We start from the raw sequence: 17,475 nt of genomic DNA, 5'->3' as shown, positions 1-17,475 counted from the left end.
GAATCGTTTTCTGCATATTTCTTCTGATGCGGGCGTTTCGGGAAACCAAAACGCCCGTCTGTTTGTAAATGACGTTGTCGCTATAGAGCAGTCTTACAGCTAATAAGCTTAACGCTTTAGGCTTGCTCTATATCGATATAAACACCAAGCGGCGGAGCCGTTTGCAGTACAAAATTGGTGACGAAACACATGTCTAAACGTGATTTTTACGAAATCCTAGGTGTAAGCAGAGATGCTTCCGAGCGTGATATTAAGAAAGCGTACAAGCGCCTGGCGATGAAGTACCATCCAGATCGCAACCCTGATGACGATGCGGCGGCTGAGAAGTTTAAAGAAGTAAAAGAAGCGTACGAGATCCTTACCGATTCCCAGAAGCGTGCGACTTACGACCAATACGGTCATGCTGCCTTTGAACAAGGTGGTATGGGTGGCGGCGGCTTCGGCGGCGGTGGCGCAGACTTTGGTGACATCTTCGGTGATGTGTTTGGTGATATCTTCGGTGGCGGCCGTCGTGGCGGTGGTCAGCAACGTGCCCAGCGTGGCGCAGACCTACGTTACAACATGGAACTGACTCTAGAAGAAGCCGTTCGTGGTTGCACTAAAGAGATTGAAGTACCGACTCTAGTAAGCTGTGATGTGTGTGAAGGCTCTGGTGCGAAGAAGGGCTCAGGTGTAGAAACCTGTTCTACCTGTCATGGCCATGGTCAGGTTCAGATGCGTCAAGGCTTCTTTGCCGTTCAACAAACCTGTCCAACCTGTAATGGTAAAGGTCAGATCATCAAAGACCCTTGTGATGCGTGTCATGGTGAAGGTCGCAGACATAAGACTAAGTCTCTTAGCGTTAAGATCCCTGCAGGTGTGGATACTGGCGATCGCATTCGTCTATCTGGCGAGGGTGAAGCGGGAGAAAACGGCGCTCCAGCAGGCGACCTATATGTACAGGTTCATGTAAAAGAGCACCACATCTTCGAGCGTGACGGCAGCAACCTATATTGCGAAGTACCAGTGAGCTTTGCGATGGCAGCTCTAGGCGGTGAAGTTGAAGTACCGACCCTTGATGGCCGCGTTAGCCTTAAGGTTCCTTCTGAAACACAAACTGGCCGTATGTTCCGCATGCGCGGTAAGGGTGTGAAGGGCGTTCGCGGTGGTCCTCAAGGCGATCTTATCGTGAAGCTAGTGGTTGAGACTCCTGTGAAGCTAAGCTCTCGCCAAAAAGAACTGCTGCGTGAGTTTGAAGAGTCTTGTGGCGGTGATGCAGCTAACAAGCACAAGCCAAAATCTGAAGGCTTCTTCAATGGTGTGAAGAAATTCTTCGACGACCTAACCAGCTAATAGGTCAAAACTTTCCCAAAGGTCAGCCAAGTGCTGGCCTTTGTTGTATCTGGAGTCCAGTTTTTCGAGCTAGATCCAAACCTTGATCTCTATTCTCTCTCCTAGCCCTTTCATTGCCTAGCTTGTATTAAGTCCTTTGTTTGTAGAGATAGGGGGAGCAGTGCAACAGGGATTTACGCTTCTTGAACTCATTGCAGTCACTTCGGTTTTAGGGCTACTTAGCCTAATCGGAGTACAAAGCTATTCGAATTACCATGACTCGCAACGTCTAAAGCTTGCAACCAGTCAGGTTTATTCAGCTTTGATCTCGGCCAACTCTCTTGCTTACGCGAAAAGAAAAGATCTGTGGCTGAGTTTTGAGCAAACTCAGACCAACACAGTTTTTAAACTTTCAGACAATACGGAGGGACTGAATCCCTTTTCCTATTTCGCTATTAATGATGTAAGTCTACAGCTGACCTCAGAGAGCATACACTTCGATGGCTACCGAGGCGGGGTGTTAGGAAACGGTAGTATCACGCTAAGCATTGAAACAGGAGAACAGCTCAAGGTTATCTACCACCAAATTAGCGGGCGGATTCGGGTCTGCTCACCAGTGCGCGGAAGCTTGGGTTATGCCGCTTGTTAAGGGGTACAGCCTGATTGAGCTGACCATTACCTTGTCTATTTCATCTCTTCTATTACTTTCAGTAAGCTCACTTTTAATGGGGCTTCATCAGCAAACCCTTTCCGAGCTAAAAAGAGTTCAGCTCCTGCTTCAGGCACAACAAATTAATGAGTTGATTCGCACTGAGTTTTTTAGGGCTGGATTTAAAGTGTCAGCTGCGAGCAGTGTTATTCCTGTAGGGATAGGTGTTAGCTATTTGGGAGACAGTGGTTATGAACGACTCGCTGTGCATCTTGAGGACAATAAGCTCAAGCTATGTCGCGACTCTAGTCCTAGTTATTCATCAATTACCTCCGTATGTGATGAGGTGAGTAACTTCTCTATGCTCAACGACAAACTCATCTCAGTTGATGCCTTTGAGGTGACAGATGTGGCGAGTCACGCCTTCAATCTTGAGTACGAATTGAGACCTAAGGGACAAAGTGAGACATATCGTCAGTCACTTCTTGTTGTTCCAAAAGGAGTAACTCGCAGTGACTAAATGTCAGGGTGGAGTGCTTGTTATGACCTTATCTTTGGCCCTGGTGATGGGCATCTATTCTATGTACCTGCTTCAGCAAGTCTCGCAAAGCTTGGAGTGGCAAAATAGGTTAATGTTGAGCCGGAATCAGTTAGACCTTGAGCTAGACAATGCCCTTAACTGTTTCGCTCTTCATTTTCCAGATTCGGAGCCATGCCAAACCGCTATTGATTATGTTTTTAATAGCCAAGTCATTTCTGCGAATAGGCTAGAGCTTAGTGTCGGCCTAGATGAAGCTAAAGTGAGCCAGACAATTGAATTGGGTTCAGATAGTGCTGGTATGGCAATGGTTCATGCGGATGACGCTATTGAATCTGTCTTTGGTCGAACACTAGAAGAGCTTGCTACTCTGCTGGATGGCCAGATTACCAGTCTAGACCCAGCCTCTTGCAGTGATGCTTTGTTGGCTCAATTGCAATTAGGGGTAAAGTCTCTCTCTATTTCAGGGGATTGTGAGATTTCAGAGCCTGATTGGCAGGCCATTACTTCTTATCAGCCTCTTCTGTTGTTGTTCTCTCAAGGGAGAGTCTGGATAAGAGGAAGCGCGCTCCTCGAAGGCGGGCTGGTTATGGCTCCGAGTAATACCAGTGCTGATTGGTCTCACTTTTCGAGTGGCGCACAAGGTTTTGCATCTGAAGATCTGGCGGTCATTGAGGATATCCAGATCAGTGGCGGATTACAGATAGCGGGAAGGGCTGCTGTAGATACTGTTCATACACAAGTTGATCCTGTGGTGATGTCCAAAGTCTTAACTCGGTTTGCTACAAGGAGGTGGTCTCGGTGGAGTTGGCATGATGAGTAAGCAAAAAGGACTGTGCTTGTTGGAGGTGTTGATTGCCACTAGTGTGTTAGCAACTAGCTCGCTGTTTTTAATAGAGCTTAATCTTTGGAGCCAGAGAGAGATACGCGCTCAGAATCAGTTCATAGAGGTGAGACAGGCTCTATTAGATAGGTTAACTCTAGCTAGGCTAAAACAATATCAGAATGGTGTTTTGTTTATACCAAGAGAGATTTCAGGAGTAAGTTTTTTGGAAATAACTCAGGAAATTATTACAGAGCAGGGTCATAAGGGGAACGAAATTACTGTGACCGCTCGTTGGACTGATCCGCATAATATTCCAAGAATTATGTCATTTAATGCCTTAATCGCTTTTTAACGATGTTTTATGGTCCTTTTCTTCTGAGTTAAAAATGGTTCAGTTTGGTAATTGTAAGGTTTTATATTTGTTGCAAGCCTTGCGTGTGAGTGTATTTCTGTATGTTTCTGATCTGTTACAGATATAGAAAAATCTTATCGCAACCCACATTTTGCAATCTTAGATTCTGTTTTTTGACTGTAAATTGGGTAAAATGCGCGCCCTAAAAACAAGAAAAACCATTTAACACAAAAAAACACCTAATACTCACAACACGGTATAACTATGAGCAATCAAGCAGCCAACCTGCCTCCTCAGAAAACGAGTGGTATGGACCGCTTTTTGAACCTAATCGAAAAAGCGGGTAACAAAATTCCTGATCCAGCAATCCTGTTCTTCTGGGCACTGATCATCGTATGGGTTTGTTCAGCAATCCTTTCTAATGTTTCTTTTGATCTGATTAACCCTCGTACGGGTGCTCCACTAGAAATCACTAACCTGCTAACCGGTGATGCTTTGGCTCACTTCCTAGCAAACATGGTAACGACATTCACAGGCTTTGCTCCTCTGGGTATCGTACTTGTAGCTATGCTAGGTGTTGGTGTTGCTGACTCTTCTGGCTTTATCAACACTGGCCTTAAGAAGATGCTGAACTTTACGCCAGCTAAGCTTCTTACTCCAATGCTTATCCTAGTAGCTATTGTATCGCACACGGCTGCAGATGCGGGTTACGTACTGGTTATCCCACTAGGTGGTATCATCTTCCACGCAGCAGGCCGTCACCCTCTAGCGGGTATCGCAGCAGCGTTCGCAGGTGTATCAGGTGGTTTCTCTGCTAACTTCATTCCATCTGGTATCGACCCACTACTAGCGGGCTTTACTCAGACTTCAGCTAACGTTCTAGACCCAGACTACATCGTCAACCCACTAGCAAACATCTTCTTCACTGGTCTTTCTTCAGTGATCATCGTTGCTATCGGTTGGTTTGTAACTGAGCGCATCATCGAACCACGTCTAGCGAATACTCCAATCGATCAAGATGCTGAAGAAGCACCTGACCTAGGCTCTATGACTGAGCAAGAGTCAAAAGCATTCAAATATGCTGGTTGGTCTATGGTTGCAGGTATCGCGCTTCTAGTTGCGGCTCTTATCCCTGAGACTTCAGCACTGCGTTCTCCAGAAGGTGAAATCACGGCGTTCTCTGCACCTGTAATGCAGTCAATCGTTCCACTGATCTTCATTCTATTTATCATCCCAGGTATCGTTTACGGCCGCGTGGTTGGTAAGTTCAAGAGCAGCAACGACGTAATTAAGTCTATGTCTGACACCATGAACACCATGGGTGCTTACATGGTAATGTCGTTCTTCTGTGCGCAGTTCCTAGTTGCATTCGGTCAGTCAAACATCGGTACTATGCTAGCGCTTTACGGTGCTGAAGGCCTGAAAGCGATGAACCTTCCAGGTGAAGCTACTGTTGTTGGTATGATTCTTCTTACTGCTATGGTTAACCTTCTAGTAGGTTCTGCATCGGCCAAGTGGGCACTTATCGGTCCTATCCTAGTTCCAATGCTAATGGCTGTAGGTATCTCTCCTGAGCTATCTCAAGCAGCGTACCGTGTAGGTGACTCTGTATCTAACATCATCTCTCCACTAATGGTGTTCTTCCCACTAGTAGTTGTTTACTGTCAGCGCTACGTTAAGTCGACAGGTATCGGTACTCTAGCTTCTCTAATGATGCCGTTCTCTATCGCTATGCTAATTGGTTGGACTATCTTCCTACTAGCTTACTGGGCACTTGGTATCCCACTAGGTATCGCAGCACCATATACTTACACTATGTAAGTTCGAGTATTTCAAATAATTCAGCCCGCAATTGCGGGCTGTTTTTTTATCTGGATTATTTAAGCAGATGCTTGGCATGGAAGGCGAGATGCTCGCTGATAAAGCTCTGGATAAAGAAATAACTGTGGTCGTAACCAGTCTGCATCCTGAGCTCAAAATCCAGTGATTGCTGGGCTGCAACATCGATAAGGTGATTTGGTTTGAGCTCTTGTTCTAAGAAGCCATCTGCGTCACCTTGGTCAACCAGAATTGGCAATTTAGAACCATGCTTTGCCAGCAGTCGACAGGCGTCATACTCTTCCCACGAAACCTTATCTTCTCCAAGGTAATTAGATAACGCCTTGATACCCCAAGGGCACTCCATAGGGTTGGTTATCGGGCTAAACGCAGAGATTGAACGGTAGCTATCTTGATTCTTAAGCCCAATAGTCAGAGCTCCATGTCCACCCATGCTATGCCCTGAGATAGAGCGCACATCGCTTACTGGAAAGTGCTTTTCAATTAGAGCAGGGAGCTCATCAACAACATAGCTATACATCTGATAGTGCTGTTTCCATGGTTTCTGGGTGGCATTTAGATAAAACCCAGCACCTAGACCAAAATCGTATGCGCCGTCAGGGTCGTCAGGCACACCATCACCGCGAGGGCTAGTATCTGGAGCAACTATGGCTATGCCGAGCTTAGCTGCAGATTCAAATGCTGCAGCCTTTTGCATGAAGTTCTCATCGGTGCAGGTTAGGCCAGATAGCCAGTAAAGCACGGGGACTGGGTTGTCACTACTTGCTTGTGGTGGTAAGAAGATAGCAAAGCGCATATTGCACCCAAGCGCTTTTGAATCATGGGTGTACTGTTTGTGCCAGCCACCATGAACCTTGGCTTGGCTAATGTTTTCTATGGTCATTGTCTGTCCTAGATAAAAAGAAGGTGCCAGCATAGCTGACACCTTTTATTTCGGGATTCGATTAGTAGTGGATAACGGTACGGATGCTTTCGCCCTTGTGCATGAGTTCAAACGCTTCGTTGATATCGTCTAGGGGCATAGTGTGGGTGATGAATTCTTGTAGACCAAACTCACCTGCCATGTAGCGTTCTACGATCTCTGGAAGCTCAGAGCGACCTTTAACGCCACCGAATGCACTGCCACGCCATACGCGACCGGTTACTAGTTGGAATGGACGAGTAGAGATCTCTTGACCTGCACCAGCAACACCAATGATTACCGACTCACCCCAACCTTTGTGACAGCACTCTAGCGCTGAACGCATTACGTTGACATTACCGATACACTCGAAAGAGTAATCTACACCACCGTCTGTCATCTCAACGATAACCTCTTGGATAGGCTTGTCGAACTTCGTAGGGTTCACTAGGTCAGTGGCGCCTAGCTGAGTTGCTAGCTCAAATTTGCTCTCGTTGATATCAACGCCAATAATGCGGCTTGCACCTGCCATGCGTGCACCGATAATCGCGGATAGACCGATACCGCCTAGACCGAAGATAGCCACAGTATCGCCCTTTTGAACCTTAGCGGTGTTAAGTACAGCGCCCATACCTGTAGTTACGCCACAGCCAAGTAGACAGACCTCTTCAAGAGGGGCTTCTTTATTCACTTTAGCCAGTGAGATCTCAGGCAGTACTGTGTACTCAGAGAAGGTTGAGCAACCCATGTAGTGGTAGATAGGCTCGCCGTCTTTGTAGAAGCGGGTAGTGCCGTCTGGCATTAGGCCCTTACCTTGGGTTTCACGAACCGCTTGGCAAAGGTTGGTTTTACCTGATTTACAGAACTTACATTCACCACATTCTGCTGTGTATAGTGGAATAACGTGGTCGCCTACTTCAACGCTAGTTACACCTTCACCTACCATCTCAACAATACCACCACCTTCATGGCCTAGGATGCTTGGGAAGATACCCTCAGGATCATCACCAGAAAGAGTAAAGGCATCGGTGTGACAAACGCCAGTTGCCACGATACGCACCAGTACCTCGCCAGCTTTTGGTAGCATAACGTCAACTTCTTCCATCTTAAGTGGTTGGTTTGGACCCCAAGCTACGGCTGCACGCGATTTGATAAATTGTTCAGTCATGGTGATTCCCTTTTGAGAGTGTTTATCTTGGCCAAGCCCTCTAAGACTAGTGGATTTTGGCGCGTTTTCATTAGATAGGATTAGTATATTTATCTGATAAGAAATGATAATTGATATAATTTGAAATAGACTATTACGAATTTGTAATAATGGTGATTGGGCATGGCTGACTGGGAAGGGATTAACGAGTTCGTTGCTGTGGTAGAGGCGGAGAGCTTTACTGGCGCTGCAACTAAACTGAACACATCAGTGGCGAATATCAGTAGGCGAGTGAATGCCTTAGAGCAGAGGTTGGGTTCTAAGTTGTTTGTGCGCACCACGCGCAAGGTCTCGGTTACTGAAGCGGGTGCGACCTACTACCACCACTGTAAGCCTCTTGTAGAGGGTTTAGGCTTGGCTGAGTTGGCGATCAACCAGCTGCACTCATCACCGCAAGGCAAGATCAAGGTAACGGCTCCAGTCACCTTTGGTGAGCAGGTGCTTGCACCTCTGATGCATGAGTTTTTGCTCGAGTATCCGCAGATAGAGCTGGATCTGGTGTTGTCCAATCAGCAGCTCGATCTGGTGCAAGAGGGATTCGATCTCGCAATACGTCTGGGACGCTTGCAGGACTCCTCTATGATGGCGAGAAAGCTTCGGGATAGAAATGTATACGTGTGTGCCAGTCCTAGCTATATCGAAAAGCATGGTGAGCCACATACCCTTTCAGAGCTCAAGCGTCATCAGTGCCTGCGCGGGTCCAATAAATATTGGCGCTTTGACGATTCAGGCAGCGAGCGCCTTATCCATGTGGACGGACGGTTACAATGCAACAGTGGCTATTCCTTGATGGATGCGGCCTTAAAAGGGTTGGGAATTGTGCAGCTTCCTGATTATTATGTGCAGCCCTATCTAGAGTCAGGCGAGCTCATTGAGCTTCTTACTGCATATAGAGGGGATAAAGAGGGCATATGGGCACTGTATCCGCAAAACCGTATGCTAACGTCTAAGGTGCGTACCCTGATCGATTATCTATCTGAGGCATTAAGTAGAGATGACAGCTAATTTTAGCGAACTGGACCACAAGTTTATGCGCCGAGCGATGGAGCTTGCATCTAAGGCAGAAGAGCAGGGAGAGGTGCCTGTAGGCGCGGTATTGGTCAAAGATGGTGAAGAGATTGCTTGTGGCTGGAATCAGAGCATCTGCACTCACGATGCGACTGCCCATGCTGAGATCATGACCCTGCGAGCAGCAGGAGAAGCCTTAGAAAATTACCGCCTGCTAGATACTACGCTGTATGTCACCCTTGAGCCTTGCCCTATGTGTGCAGGTGCGCTTTTGCATAGCAGAGTAAAACGTATCGTTTTTGGTGCGCCAGATCTAAAAGCAGGAGCGGCTGGAACTGTGCTGAATCTATTTGAGAGTGAAGCTGCATTTCACTATGCCACTATCGAATCGGGCTTGATGGAGCAAGAGTGCAGAGAGCAGTTGCAGGCCTTCTTTCGTCGAAGACGTAAAGAACAAAAGGCGTTAAAGCAGTTAAAGAGAGAACAGAGTGGAGAAGGGGATTCTTAAGCAAACATTCGGCTTGAGAGCCAAATGTTTGCATTACGTGGTTTAAGCTACCGCAGAGTAAGCTCGGTTGCGCCCAAGAACCTTTTTCTTGTTGTTGGATAGCATGCGCTTACGACGGTTAGCTGAAACAGTTTTTTGTGCCAATTTCTTGGACAGCTTTCTTCTGTGTTTCAACGAACTATCTCCTATGTAACTACGTTGTTTGGCGTAATTTCTTACGCTGACTCACCATATATAGAACAAGATTGTTACTGATATATGATCAACAACAGAGGAAGGCTCCCCTGTTCGTCATTAACCAATATATATAGGTCGCAGTTGGCGTTTTCAATGCTTGTTATTGCACAAGTTACATGAAATGTGAACCATACCGTAAAATATGACTATTCCTGCTCTATCCCTTGCTCGTCGGTGCTTTGCGCTGCTGACTCTGGGATGTCTTCAGAGTGAATCACCAGCAGATCATCAGTATTGGTTTCTACCTGTTTATGGTCGCGTTTGTCTACATGGCCGATGATGCTTTGATAATAGCGACGAATGTTTTCAACATAGTTCAATGCCTCATCGCCACGAGCGTATCCATAGCGAGTATATTCGTAATAGCCTTTCTTACGCAGTAGAGGTAATCGCTCTTTGACATCACTCCACAGGTTAGGATCGGCGCCTTGTGCCTTGGTGATGCGTCTAGCGTCCATTACGTGTCCATAACCCACGTTGTATGAAGCCAGAGCAAACCAGATCTTCTCGTGCTCGTTGATGGTATCTGGGATACGTCCTACTATCTTGCGCAGATAATCCACGCCACCTCGAACTGATTGCTCTGGGTCTAAGCGGTTGGTTACCCCAACGCTTTCAGCGGTTGGCAGGGTTAGCATCATCATACCGCGCACACCGGTCGGCGATTTCGCATTTGGATTCCAGTGTGACTCTTGATAAGCAAGGGCCGCTACCAAGCGCCAGTCGAACTCATCTGCATACTTCTTAAATAGGTTTTCCCATTTTGGCAGTCGGCTATCTAGAGCGCGAACGAAAGCACGAGTATCTACGTAATCAAAATCTTGGATATGGCCAAGGTATTTTTCTTCAAGAAGATGAAGCTCACCGTTTTGCTGGATATTGCCGAAGAACTCAATAACAAGTGCATACAGGCTTTCGTCATTGGTCTTGCGCATAAACCAAGAGGTTGGTTGGTCTTCAGTTAGCTCAAATGCCAAAGCGATATCAGGATAGATGCGCTGGGTTAGAGACAGTTCGATTGAATCTGAAACGGTGAACAGTCGCTTACCCTCGGAGACCTGCTTAAGCAGGTCGTTGAGGTCATAGGCATCGGTCACTTCATAGTTGATATCAGGGTGTGTTTTTGAAAGCTCGGCTAGGGTATGTTCAAAGTGAGAGCCTTTTACTACCGTTAACGTCTCGCCGCTATCGATAAGCTGCTCAAGGTTACGGGGGCGCCAAGTGCCTTTCTTATACACAACCTGCTGGCTCACGTAATAGTAGGCTGGCCCCGGTCTAAATGCTTTTACGCGATTCGGTGCTTGGGTAAGACCCGCCGCCACTATATCCACCTCACCATTTCTTAGTGCAGGGAAGAGCTCGGATAGGCGGTAGGCCGGTTTGATCTCAAGGCGAACCCCGAGTTCTTTGGCAAATTGAACCGCAAGATCGTATTCAAGGCCGGTAGGGCCGTCGGGGCCGATATAGTAGGAGAGTTGGTTGTTCAGAGTTCCAACACGTAACACGCCTCTGTCTTTGATCTTTTGAAGCTCGCTCTTGGAGTCCATCTCATATTGGCAACCGGCTAGGGTAGCGAGTGCCAATAGGGCAACAGTGAGCTGTATAAATTTAGTGAACACCGACTTGGGCATGACGTTGGAAATCTCTGATTATTCTTCTAAAACCTCACTTTATATCAAACGGCTAACATAGGGGGAAGAGAAAGCGTTTTGATAAACCGCTCAAAGGAGGGGAAAAAGGGTACAAAATCGTGTTGCGCAAAAATTTGCGCAAACGGTTGCTTTTTTGGTTACTTCACAAAACAAATTCACTATAATACGCGCAAAATTGCTAGGTAATATCGCAATATCCTCGATGATTTAAGTGTAAGTCATTGAAAATATTGGAATGTTACTTTTAATCCATCATTTAAGAGACCTAAGCACATGAAAATTTTGCGTGGCTCCCCAGCTCTTTCTGAGTTTCGTGTTAAAAAACTTCTAGAACTTTGCCGTGAGCAAGGGCTTCCAGTGACGGGAATCTATGCTGAGTTTATGCATTTTGCAGACCTAACCTCAGACCTAGACGCGACCGAACTGACTAAGCTTGAAAAGCTACTGACTTACGGACCAACTATCGAAGAGCACGAGCCTGAGGGTCTTCTACTTCTAGTAACTCCTCGTCCGGGCACTATCTCTCCATGGTCTTCTAAATCGACCGATATCGCGAACAACTGTGGTCTAGACAAGGTTAAGCGTCTAGAGCGTGGTACAGCTTACTATGTAGAATCAGAAGCTGAACTAACAGGCGAGCAGGTTGAGGCAGTTAAAGCACTTATCCATGACCGCATGATGGAAGCGGTTTTCACTGACTTGGACGCAGTAGACGCACTATTCGCAGTTGCAGAGCCAGCACCACACACAGTAGTGGATGTGCTTGGTGGCGGCCGCAAGGCACTAGAAGAAGCGAACGTTTCTCTTGGTCTTGCTCTAGCTGAAGACGAAATTGACTACCTAGTAGAGAGCTTTAACACTCTAGGTCGTAACCCGAACGACATCGAGCTAATGATGTTCGCACAGGCGAACTCTGAGCACTGTCGTCACAAGATCTTCAACGCTGATTGGACTATCGACGGCGTTGATCAAGACAAGTCTCTGTTCAAGATGATCAAGAACACCTACGAGACTACGCCAGACCACGTTCTTTCTGCTTATAAAGATAACGCAGCGGTAATGACAGGTTCTACAGTAGGTCGTTTCTTCCCAGACCCTGAGACTCGTCAATACAACTATCACAACGAAGATGCGCACATCCTGATGAAGGTTGAGACGCATAACCACCCAACTGCTATCTCTCCATGGCCTGGTGCTTCTACCGGTTCTGGTGGTGAGATCCGTGACGAAGGCGCAACCGGTATCGGTGGTAAGCCAAAAGCGGGTCTAGTTGGTTTCACTACGTCTAACCTTCGCATTCCTGGCTTTGAACAGCCTTGGGAAACTGACTTTGGTAAGCCTGGCCGTATCGTAAACGCGCTAGATATCATGCTTGAAGGTCCTCTAGGTGGCGCGGCGTTCAACAACGAATTTGGTCGTCCAAACCTACTAGGTTACTTCCGTACCTATGAAGAGAAGGTAACTTCTCACGCAGGTGAAGAGGTCCGTGGGTACCACAAGCCAATCATGATCGCTGGTGGTATGGGTAATATCCGTGACGAGCACGTTCAGAAGAAAGAGATCCCAGTAGGTGCGAAACTTATCGTACTTGGTGGTCCTGCAATGAACATCGGCCTTGGTGGCGGTGCTGCATCTTCAATGGCTTCTGGCCAATCAGCTGAAGATCTAGACTTTGCTTCTGTACAGCGTGAAAACCCAGAGATGGAGCGTCGTTGTCAGGAAGTTATCGACCGTTGTTGGCAGCTTGGCGAAGAGAACCCAATCGCATTTATCCACGATGTGGGCGCGGGCGGTATCTCTAACGCACTTCCAGAGCTGGTAGACGACGGCGAACGTGGCGGTAAATTCCAGCTACGTGACGTACCAAACGATGAGCCGGGCATGAGCCCACTAGAGATCTGGTGTAACGAATCTCAAGAGCGCTATGTAATGGCGGTTGCTCCAGAGAATATGGAAGTATTCGATGCTATCTGTAAGCGTGAGCGTGCTCCATATGCTGTAGTAGGTATTGCAACTGAGGAGCGTCAACTGACTCTAGACGATTCTCACTTTGACAACACGCCTATCGATATGCCAATGGACATCTTGCTAGGTAAGACTCCTAAGATGCACCGTGACGCTAAGACCCTTAAGGTTGATAGCCCAGCGATTGCACGTGACGGTATCGAGCTAAATGAAGCAGTTGATCGCGTTCTACGCCTTCCAACTGTTGCTGAGAAGACCTTCCTTATCACTATCGGTGACCGCACAGTAACAGGTCTTGTTGCTCGCGATCAGATGGTTGGTCCTTGGCAGGTGCCAGTAGCAAACTGCGCGGTAACCGCAGCAAGCTATGACACTTACCATGGTGAAGCTATGTCTATGGGTGAGCGCACTCCAGTTGCTCTTCTAGACTTCGGTGCCTCAGCGCGCCTAGCGGTAGGTGAGTCTCTGACTAACATCGCGGGTACAGATATCGGCGATATCAAACGCATTAAGCTATCTGCAAACTGGATGTCTCCAGCAGGTCACCCAGGTGAAGATGCAGGCCTATACGAAGCAGTTAAAGCGGTAGGTGAAGAGCTATGTCCTGCGCTTGGTCTGACTATCCCTGTGGGTAAAGACTCAATGTCTATGAAGACCAAGTGGAACGAGAACGGTGAAGATAAAGAAGTAACCTCTCCGCTTTCTCTAGTTATCACTGCGTTTGGTCGTGTTGAAGATGTACGTAAGACTGTGACTCCACAGCTTCGCACAGACAAAGGCGATTCTTCTCTAGTTCTTGTTGACCTAGGTAATGGTCAAAACCGTCTGGGTGCAACAGCTCTAGCACAGGTATACAAGCAACTTGGTGATAAGCCAGCTGACGTTGATAACGCAGAGCAGCTAAAAGGCTTCTTCGATGCAATGCAAACCCTAGTTCGTGATGACAAGCTAGTTGCTTACCACGATAAAGGCGATGGGGGTCTACTAGTAACCCTAGCTGAGATGGCATTCGCTGGTCACTGTGGCGTTAAGGCAGATATCTCTGACCTTGGTGAAGATGCACTAGCATCGCTATTCAACGAAGAGCTAGGTGCAGTTGTTCAGGTTAAGAACGACGACCTAGAAGCAGTTAAAGCTGTACTTGCAGCGAAAGGCCTAGAGGCTTGTTCTCACGTAATCGGTAGCGTAGAAGCGAGTGACGAGTTTGCTATCTTCGCTAACGGCAACGCACTGGTTGAGCGTTCTCGTACTGAGCTTCGCACTATCTGGGCTGAAACTACTCATAAGATGCAGGCACTGCGTGATAACCCAGCGTGTGCAGACCAAGAGTTCGAAGCTAAGAAAGACAACACAGACCCAGGTCTGAATGTTGAGCTTACTTTCGATGTAAACGAAGACGTAGCAGCGCCATACATTGCGACAGGTGCTAAGCCTAAGATGGCTATCCTGCGTGAGCAGGGCGTTAACTCGCACGTTGAGATGGCGGCAGCATTCGACCGTGCTGGTTTCGAATCTGTAGACATCCACATGAGCGACATCCTGACTGGCCAAGCTGTGCTTGATGAATACCAAGGCCTAGTGGCTTGTGGTGGCTTCTCTTACGGTGACGTACTAGGTGCTGGTGAAGGTTGGGCTAAGTCTATTCTGTTCAACGCACAGGCTCGCGACCAGTTCGAAGGCTTCTTTAAGCGCGAAGACACCTTCTCTCTAGGTGTGTGTAACGGCTGTCAGATGCTATCTAACCTGAAAGAGCTTATCCCAGGTGCTGACCTATGGCCTCGTTTTGTTCGCAACGAATCTGAGCGCTTCGAAGCTCGCTTCAGCTTGGTTGAAGTTCAGAAGTCTGACTCTGTATTCTTCGACGGCATGGCAGGTTCTCGTATGCCAATTGCAGTTTCTCACGGCGAAGGCCGCGTAGAGGTTCGCGATGCTGACCACCTAAATGCGATTGAAGCATCAGGCACAGTAGCGGTTCGTTATGTAGACAACAACGGTAACGCTACTCAGCAGTATCCAAACAACCCGAACGGTTCTCCAAATGCGATTACCGGTCTAACTACTAATGACGGTCGCGTGACCATCATGATGCCTCACCCAGAGCGCGTATTTAGAACAGTAGCGAACTCTTGGGCTCCTGAGTCTTGGGGTGAAGATTCTGCTTGGATGCGTATGTTCCGTAACGCACGTAAGAACATCGGCTAATAGCTAGATTCTAGATATATCAAAGGCGCTTCGATTGAAGCGCCTTTTTTATGGGTGAAGTTTGATAATCACTTTTTTAGCCCCTTTTATTCTGAACTAAAGGGGCTGATTTTGGTTTATTCGCCGAGCTTGCCACCGTCGTAGCGAGAGATGACTACTGTGCTTGAGCGAGGTCGCCAAGTCTCACCGCTTGGGGTTTCGACCGATGCATCCAAAGCGGAATGTGGCCAGTTTGTTGGGTGTTGAACATTGGTAAACATATGGCGGAAATCTGGGGTAAAGGTGATTCCGGTTGACTCAGCGCCCTGTGGTGCAACGGCAAAACGCTTCAGTTGCTCTTGGTTGTTCATATTGATAACAGGTTCACCATGAGCAGGGGATTCGAGATTGTTTGGAATGACCGCCAGAATCTGGTCGTCTACATCGACATCTGTACCACCACCATCGGTTTGTAACCAAAAGATGCCACGCTGGTCAAAACAGATTCCATCCGCTGAGCCGAACTCATTCTCTTCAGTCAGACCCGATAGGTTAATAGATGAAGTATCGGCTTCTGAAGAAGAACCAAACACAAAGATCTCCCAGTTGAACTCAGTATCCGTTTCGCCCTCTTTCCAGCGAACGATATGGCCGTATTCGTTGTAAGGGCGTGGGTTTGCCGAGTTACCTTGTTCACGGTTATCGTTGTTGGTCAGAGAAAGATATACAAAGCCTGTGCTGTAATCCACGGCTGTCCATTCAGGGCGGTCCATTGGAGTAGCACCCATTTCATCGGCAGCTCCTAAGGTATTGCGGATAATTTCAGCTTGCGTACCTATCAGCTCGCCCAGTGTTTGACCGTTCATAGCAACGGCTTCTTCGGTCAAAGGCAACCAAACGCCTTTACCGTTTTCATCAAAGCGCGCCACATACAGGGTACCCTTGTCCATATATTTGGCACCGATGGCCATGCGGTCGGCATCATGACCTAGGTTTCTGTTCGCATCTTTTTCATCCCATAGAGCTTCAGAAACAAACTTATACACGTATTCAAATTTGCCATCATGCCCGCTGTAAAACACCAGAGGTTTACCTGCTATCGGAGTTGCGTAGCTACAGTCTTCATGACGGAAGCGGCCCAGTGATGAGCGTTTTGCTGGCATAGCATTAGGTGAAAACGGATCGATCTCGACGATATAACCATAACCTGCATCGAAGTTTCGGAAGTCTTCTTCAGCTGAGCCACCTTTAGCTGTGAGGTCCCAGCGTTTGAATTCACCAGGGAATTGCTCTTCCTCTACTGGTGCAGTTTGCCAGTTGTAGCTGAACATGATGTTATTTTTTTGGATTCCATAGCGCTCACGCACAGGGTCAATATCATCTTCAGTGGTAAACGCCCCTGTCCAGTTTTCTTCACAGGTCAGATAGGTACCCCATGGTGTAAATCCATTACCACAGTTATTGAAGGTTCCGTGTGTGGCATTGGGCTTGCCTGTTTCAGCGGTAAACTTGGTGGTAAGAAGGTCATTGTCAGCTATCGCACCTGTTACTTCCATTTCGGTTGCTGTGTGTACGCGACGATTGTATTGGCTGTCTAGCACCACATTCCAAACACTGTTTTCCAGCCTTACATGGACTACGGATACACCGTGTGCGTAGTACTCTTTACGGACATACTCCGCCAGACGGCGACCAAAATTGTCGGTGTCGTTGGTATCAAAGCCTTCCTCATGCAGGGTATCTTGCATGATGAACTCATGGTTTATGCAGAGAATCCCTTCCGCATCGTTTAACGGATAGTAATGTATGCCATCGTGCATCTGACCTGTTGAATTCAATTGGTCTAATGCCGTATTGGAACCGTCTTGCTGAAAAAACTGTATCGGTGTGCCTGTTTGTACATCATGTGAAAAGAGTCGCGTGCCCCAAGGTGCGAGTACTTGAGCAAAATAGCCTTCAGGCACAGTAAACGCGTCCTTACCTTGCGCGCTTACCGATTCAAACCCTAGAGAAGTCACTCTATTGGTCAACTCATTACTTGTTTCATCTGAGCCACAGCCCGTCAATCCAACTGAGCTAAGTGCGCCAACGGCCATTACGCCGCCGGTTCCTTTCAGAACGGCACGTCGAGAGTAGGCTTTTGACATTATCTCCGAGAGTGGAGTTTGTTCGCTCTTATTATAGATCTCATGTGATGTAGTGCATTTACTCATAGTGAAAACCTTATGTATTAGGATGAACGTTTAGTTGTTGTTTTTAATAGGAAAAAGGTTTTTACCAAGCAAATGTTAAAGAACTATT

General features: G+C 47.4%; 14 protein-coding genes. 9 read left to right on the top strand and 5 right to left on the bottom strand.

From position 1 onward, the window contains the following. Positions 1–189 precede the first annotated feature (189 nt). From dnaJ to Pcarn_RS10625, 6 genes are all read left to right on the top strand, one after another. A complete protein-coding gene (dnaJ, locus tag Pcarn_RS10650; protein ID WP_261833848.1) occupies positions 190–1,332 on the top strand; it encodes a molecular chaperone DnaJ in 1,143 nt (380 codons plus the stop codon). A 160-nt stretch (positions 1,333–1,492) separates the two neighbouring features. Next, positions 1,493–1,960: a prepilin-type N-terminal cleavage/methylation domain-containing protein gene (locus Pcarn_RS10645; RefSeq protein ID WP_261833847.1), complete on the top strand. Its 468-nt coding sequence runs from the start codon at positions 1,493–1,495 to the stop codon at positions 1,958–1,960. Next, entirely contained in the window at positions 1,947–2,480 is a 534-nt protein-coding gene (locus Pcarn_RS10640) for a prepilin-type N-terminal cleavage/methylation domain-containing protein (RefSeq protein WP_261833846.1), read from the top strand. Before Pcarn_RS10645 ends, Pcarn_RS10640 begins: the two co-directional genes overlap by 14 nt. A gap of 22 nt (positions 2,481–2,502) precedes the next feature. After that, a complete protein-coding gene (locus Pcarn_RS10635; RefSeq protein ID WP_261833845.1) occupies positions 2,503–3,321 on the top strand; it encodes a hypothetical protein in 819 nt (272 codons plus the stop codon). Further along, positions 3,311–3,676 (top strand): type II secretion system protein, encoded by a 366-nt coding sequence (locus Pcarn_RS10630; RefSeq protein WP_261833844.1) that lies wholly within the window; start codon positions 3,311–3,313, stop codon positions 3,674–3,676. The genes Pcarn_RS10635 and Pcarn_RS10630 overlap by 11 nt, the downstream gene beginning before the upstream one ends. A 264-nt stretch (positions 3,677–3,940) precedes the next feature. Further along, a complete protein-coding gene (locus Pcarn_RS10625; RefSeq protein ID WP_261833843.1) occupies positions 3,941–5,497 on the top strand; it encodes an AbgT family transporter in 1,557 nt (518 codons plus the stop codon). Between the two features lie 55 nt (positions 5,498–5,552). On the opposite strand, the gene fghA is transcribed toward Pcarn_RS10625, so the two are convergent. Together fghA and Pcarn_RS10615 are read right to left on the bottom strand one after the other, a co-directional pair. Then, entirely contained in the window at positions 5,553–6,398 is an 846-nt protein-coding gene (gene fghA / locus Pcarn_RS10620) for an S-formylglutathione hydrolase (RefSeq protein WP_261835673.1), read from the bottom strand. Positions 6,399–6,459: 61 nt separating this feature from the next. After that, entirely contained in the window at positions 6,460–7,584 is a 1,125-nt protein-coding gene (locus Pcarn_RS10615; RefSeq protein ID WP_315972678.1) for an S-(hydroxymethyl)glutathione dehydrogenase/class III alcohol dehydrogenase, read from the bottom strand. Between the two features lie 162 nt (positions 7,585–7,746). On the opposite strand from Pcarn_RS10615, the gene Pcarn_RS10610 reads away from it, so the two are divergent. After that, positions 7,747–8,628, top strand: a complete 882-nt coding sequence (locus Pcarn_RS10610; protein WP_261833842.1) for a LysR family transcriptional regulator — start codon at positions 7,747–7,749, stop codon at positions 8,626–8,628. Beyond that, positions 8,618–9,139, top strand: a complete 522-nt coding sequence (tadA, locus tag Pcarn_RS10605) for a tRNA adenosine(34) deaminase TadA (protein WP_261833841.1) — start codon at positions 8,618–8,620, stop codon at positions 9,137–9,139. Before Pcarn_RS10610 ends, tadA begins: the two co-directional genes overlap by 11 nt. 42 nt (positions 9,140–9,181) lie before the next feature. Here tadA and Pcarn_RS10600 read toward each other — a convergent pair whose 3' ends face one another. Together Pcarn_RS10600 and mltF are read right to left on the bottom strand one after the other, a co-directional pair. After that, on the bottom strand, positions 9,182–9,313 hold the full coding sequence (locus Pcarn_RS10600) for a hypothetical protein (RefSeq protein ID WP_261833840.1): 132 nt from the start codon (positions 9,311–9,313) through the stop codon (positions 9,182–9,184). Between the two features lie 209 nt (positions 9,314–9,522). Beyond that, positions 9,523–11,007, bottom strand: a complete 1,485-nt coding sequence (gene mltF, locus Pcarn_RS10595) for a membrane-bound lytic murein transglycosylase MltF (protein WP_261833839.1) — start codon at positions 11,005–11,007, stop codon at positions 9,523–9,525. A 294-nt stretch (positions 11,008–11,301) separates the two neighbouring features. Here mltF and purL point away from each other — a divergent pair, with 294 nt between their 5' ends. After that, complete coding sequence (purL, locus tag Pcarn_RS10590) at positions 11,302–15,195, top strand: phosphoribosylformylglycinamidine synthase (RefSeq protein ID WP_261833838.1); 3,894 nt, start codon at positions 11,302–11,304, stop codon at positions 15,193–15,195. A gap of 116 nt (positions 15,196–15,311) precedes the next feature. On the opposite strand, the gene Pcarn_RS10585 is transcribed toward purL, so the two are convergent. Further along, the gene (locus Pcarn_RS10585; RefSeq protein WP_261833837.1) at positions 15,312–17,321 is read right to left on the bottom strand and encodes a PhoX family protein; all 2,010 of its coding nucleotides are present in this window, start codon (positions 17,319–17,321) and stop codon (positions 15,312–15,314) included. Between the last annotated feature and the right edge of the window lie 154 nt (positions 17,322–17,475).

Origin of the sequence: Vibrio ishigakensis, assembly GCF_024347675.1 — a bacterium.
GTDB classification, from domain to species: Bacteria; Pseudomonadota; Gammaproteobacteria; order Enterobacterales; family Vibrionaceae; genus Vibrio; species Vibrio ishigakensis.
The sequence above is the reverse complement of the archived record's forward strand: the minus strand, read 5'-3'. Positions and strand labels throughout refer to the sequence as shown.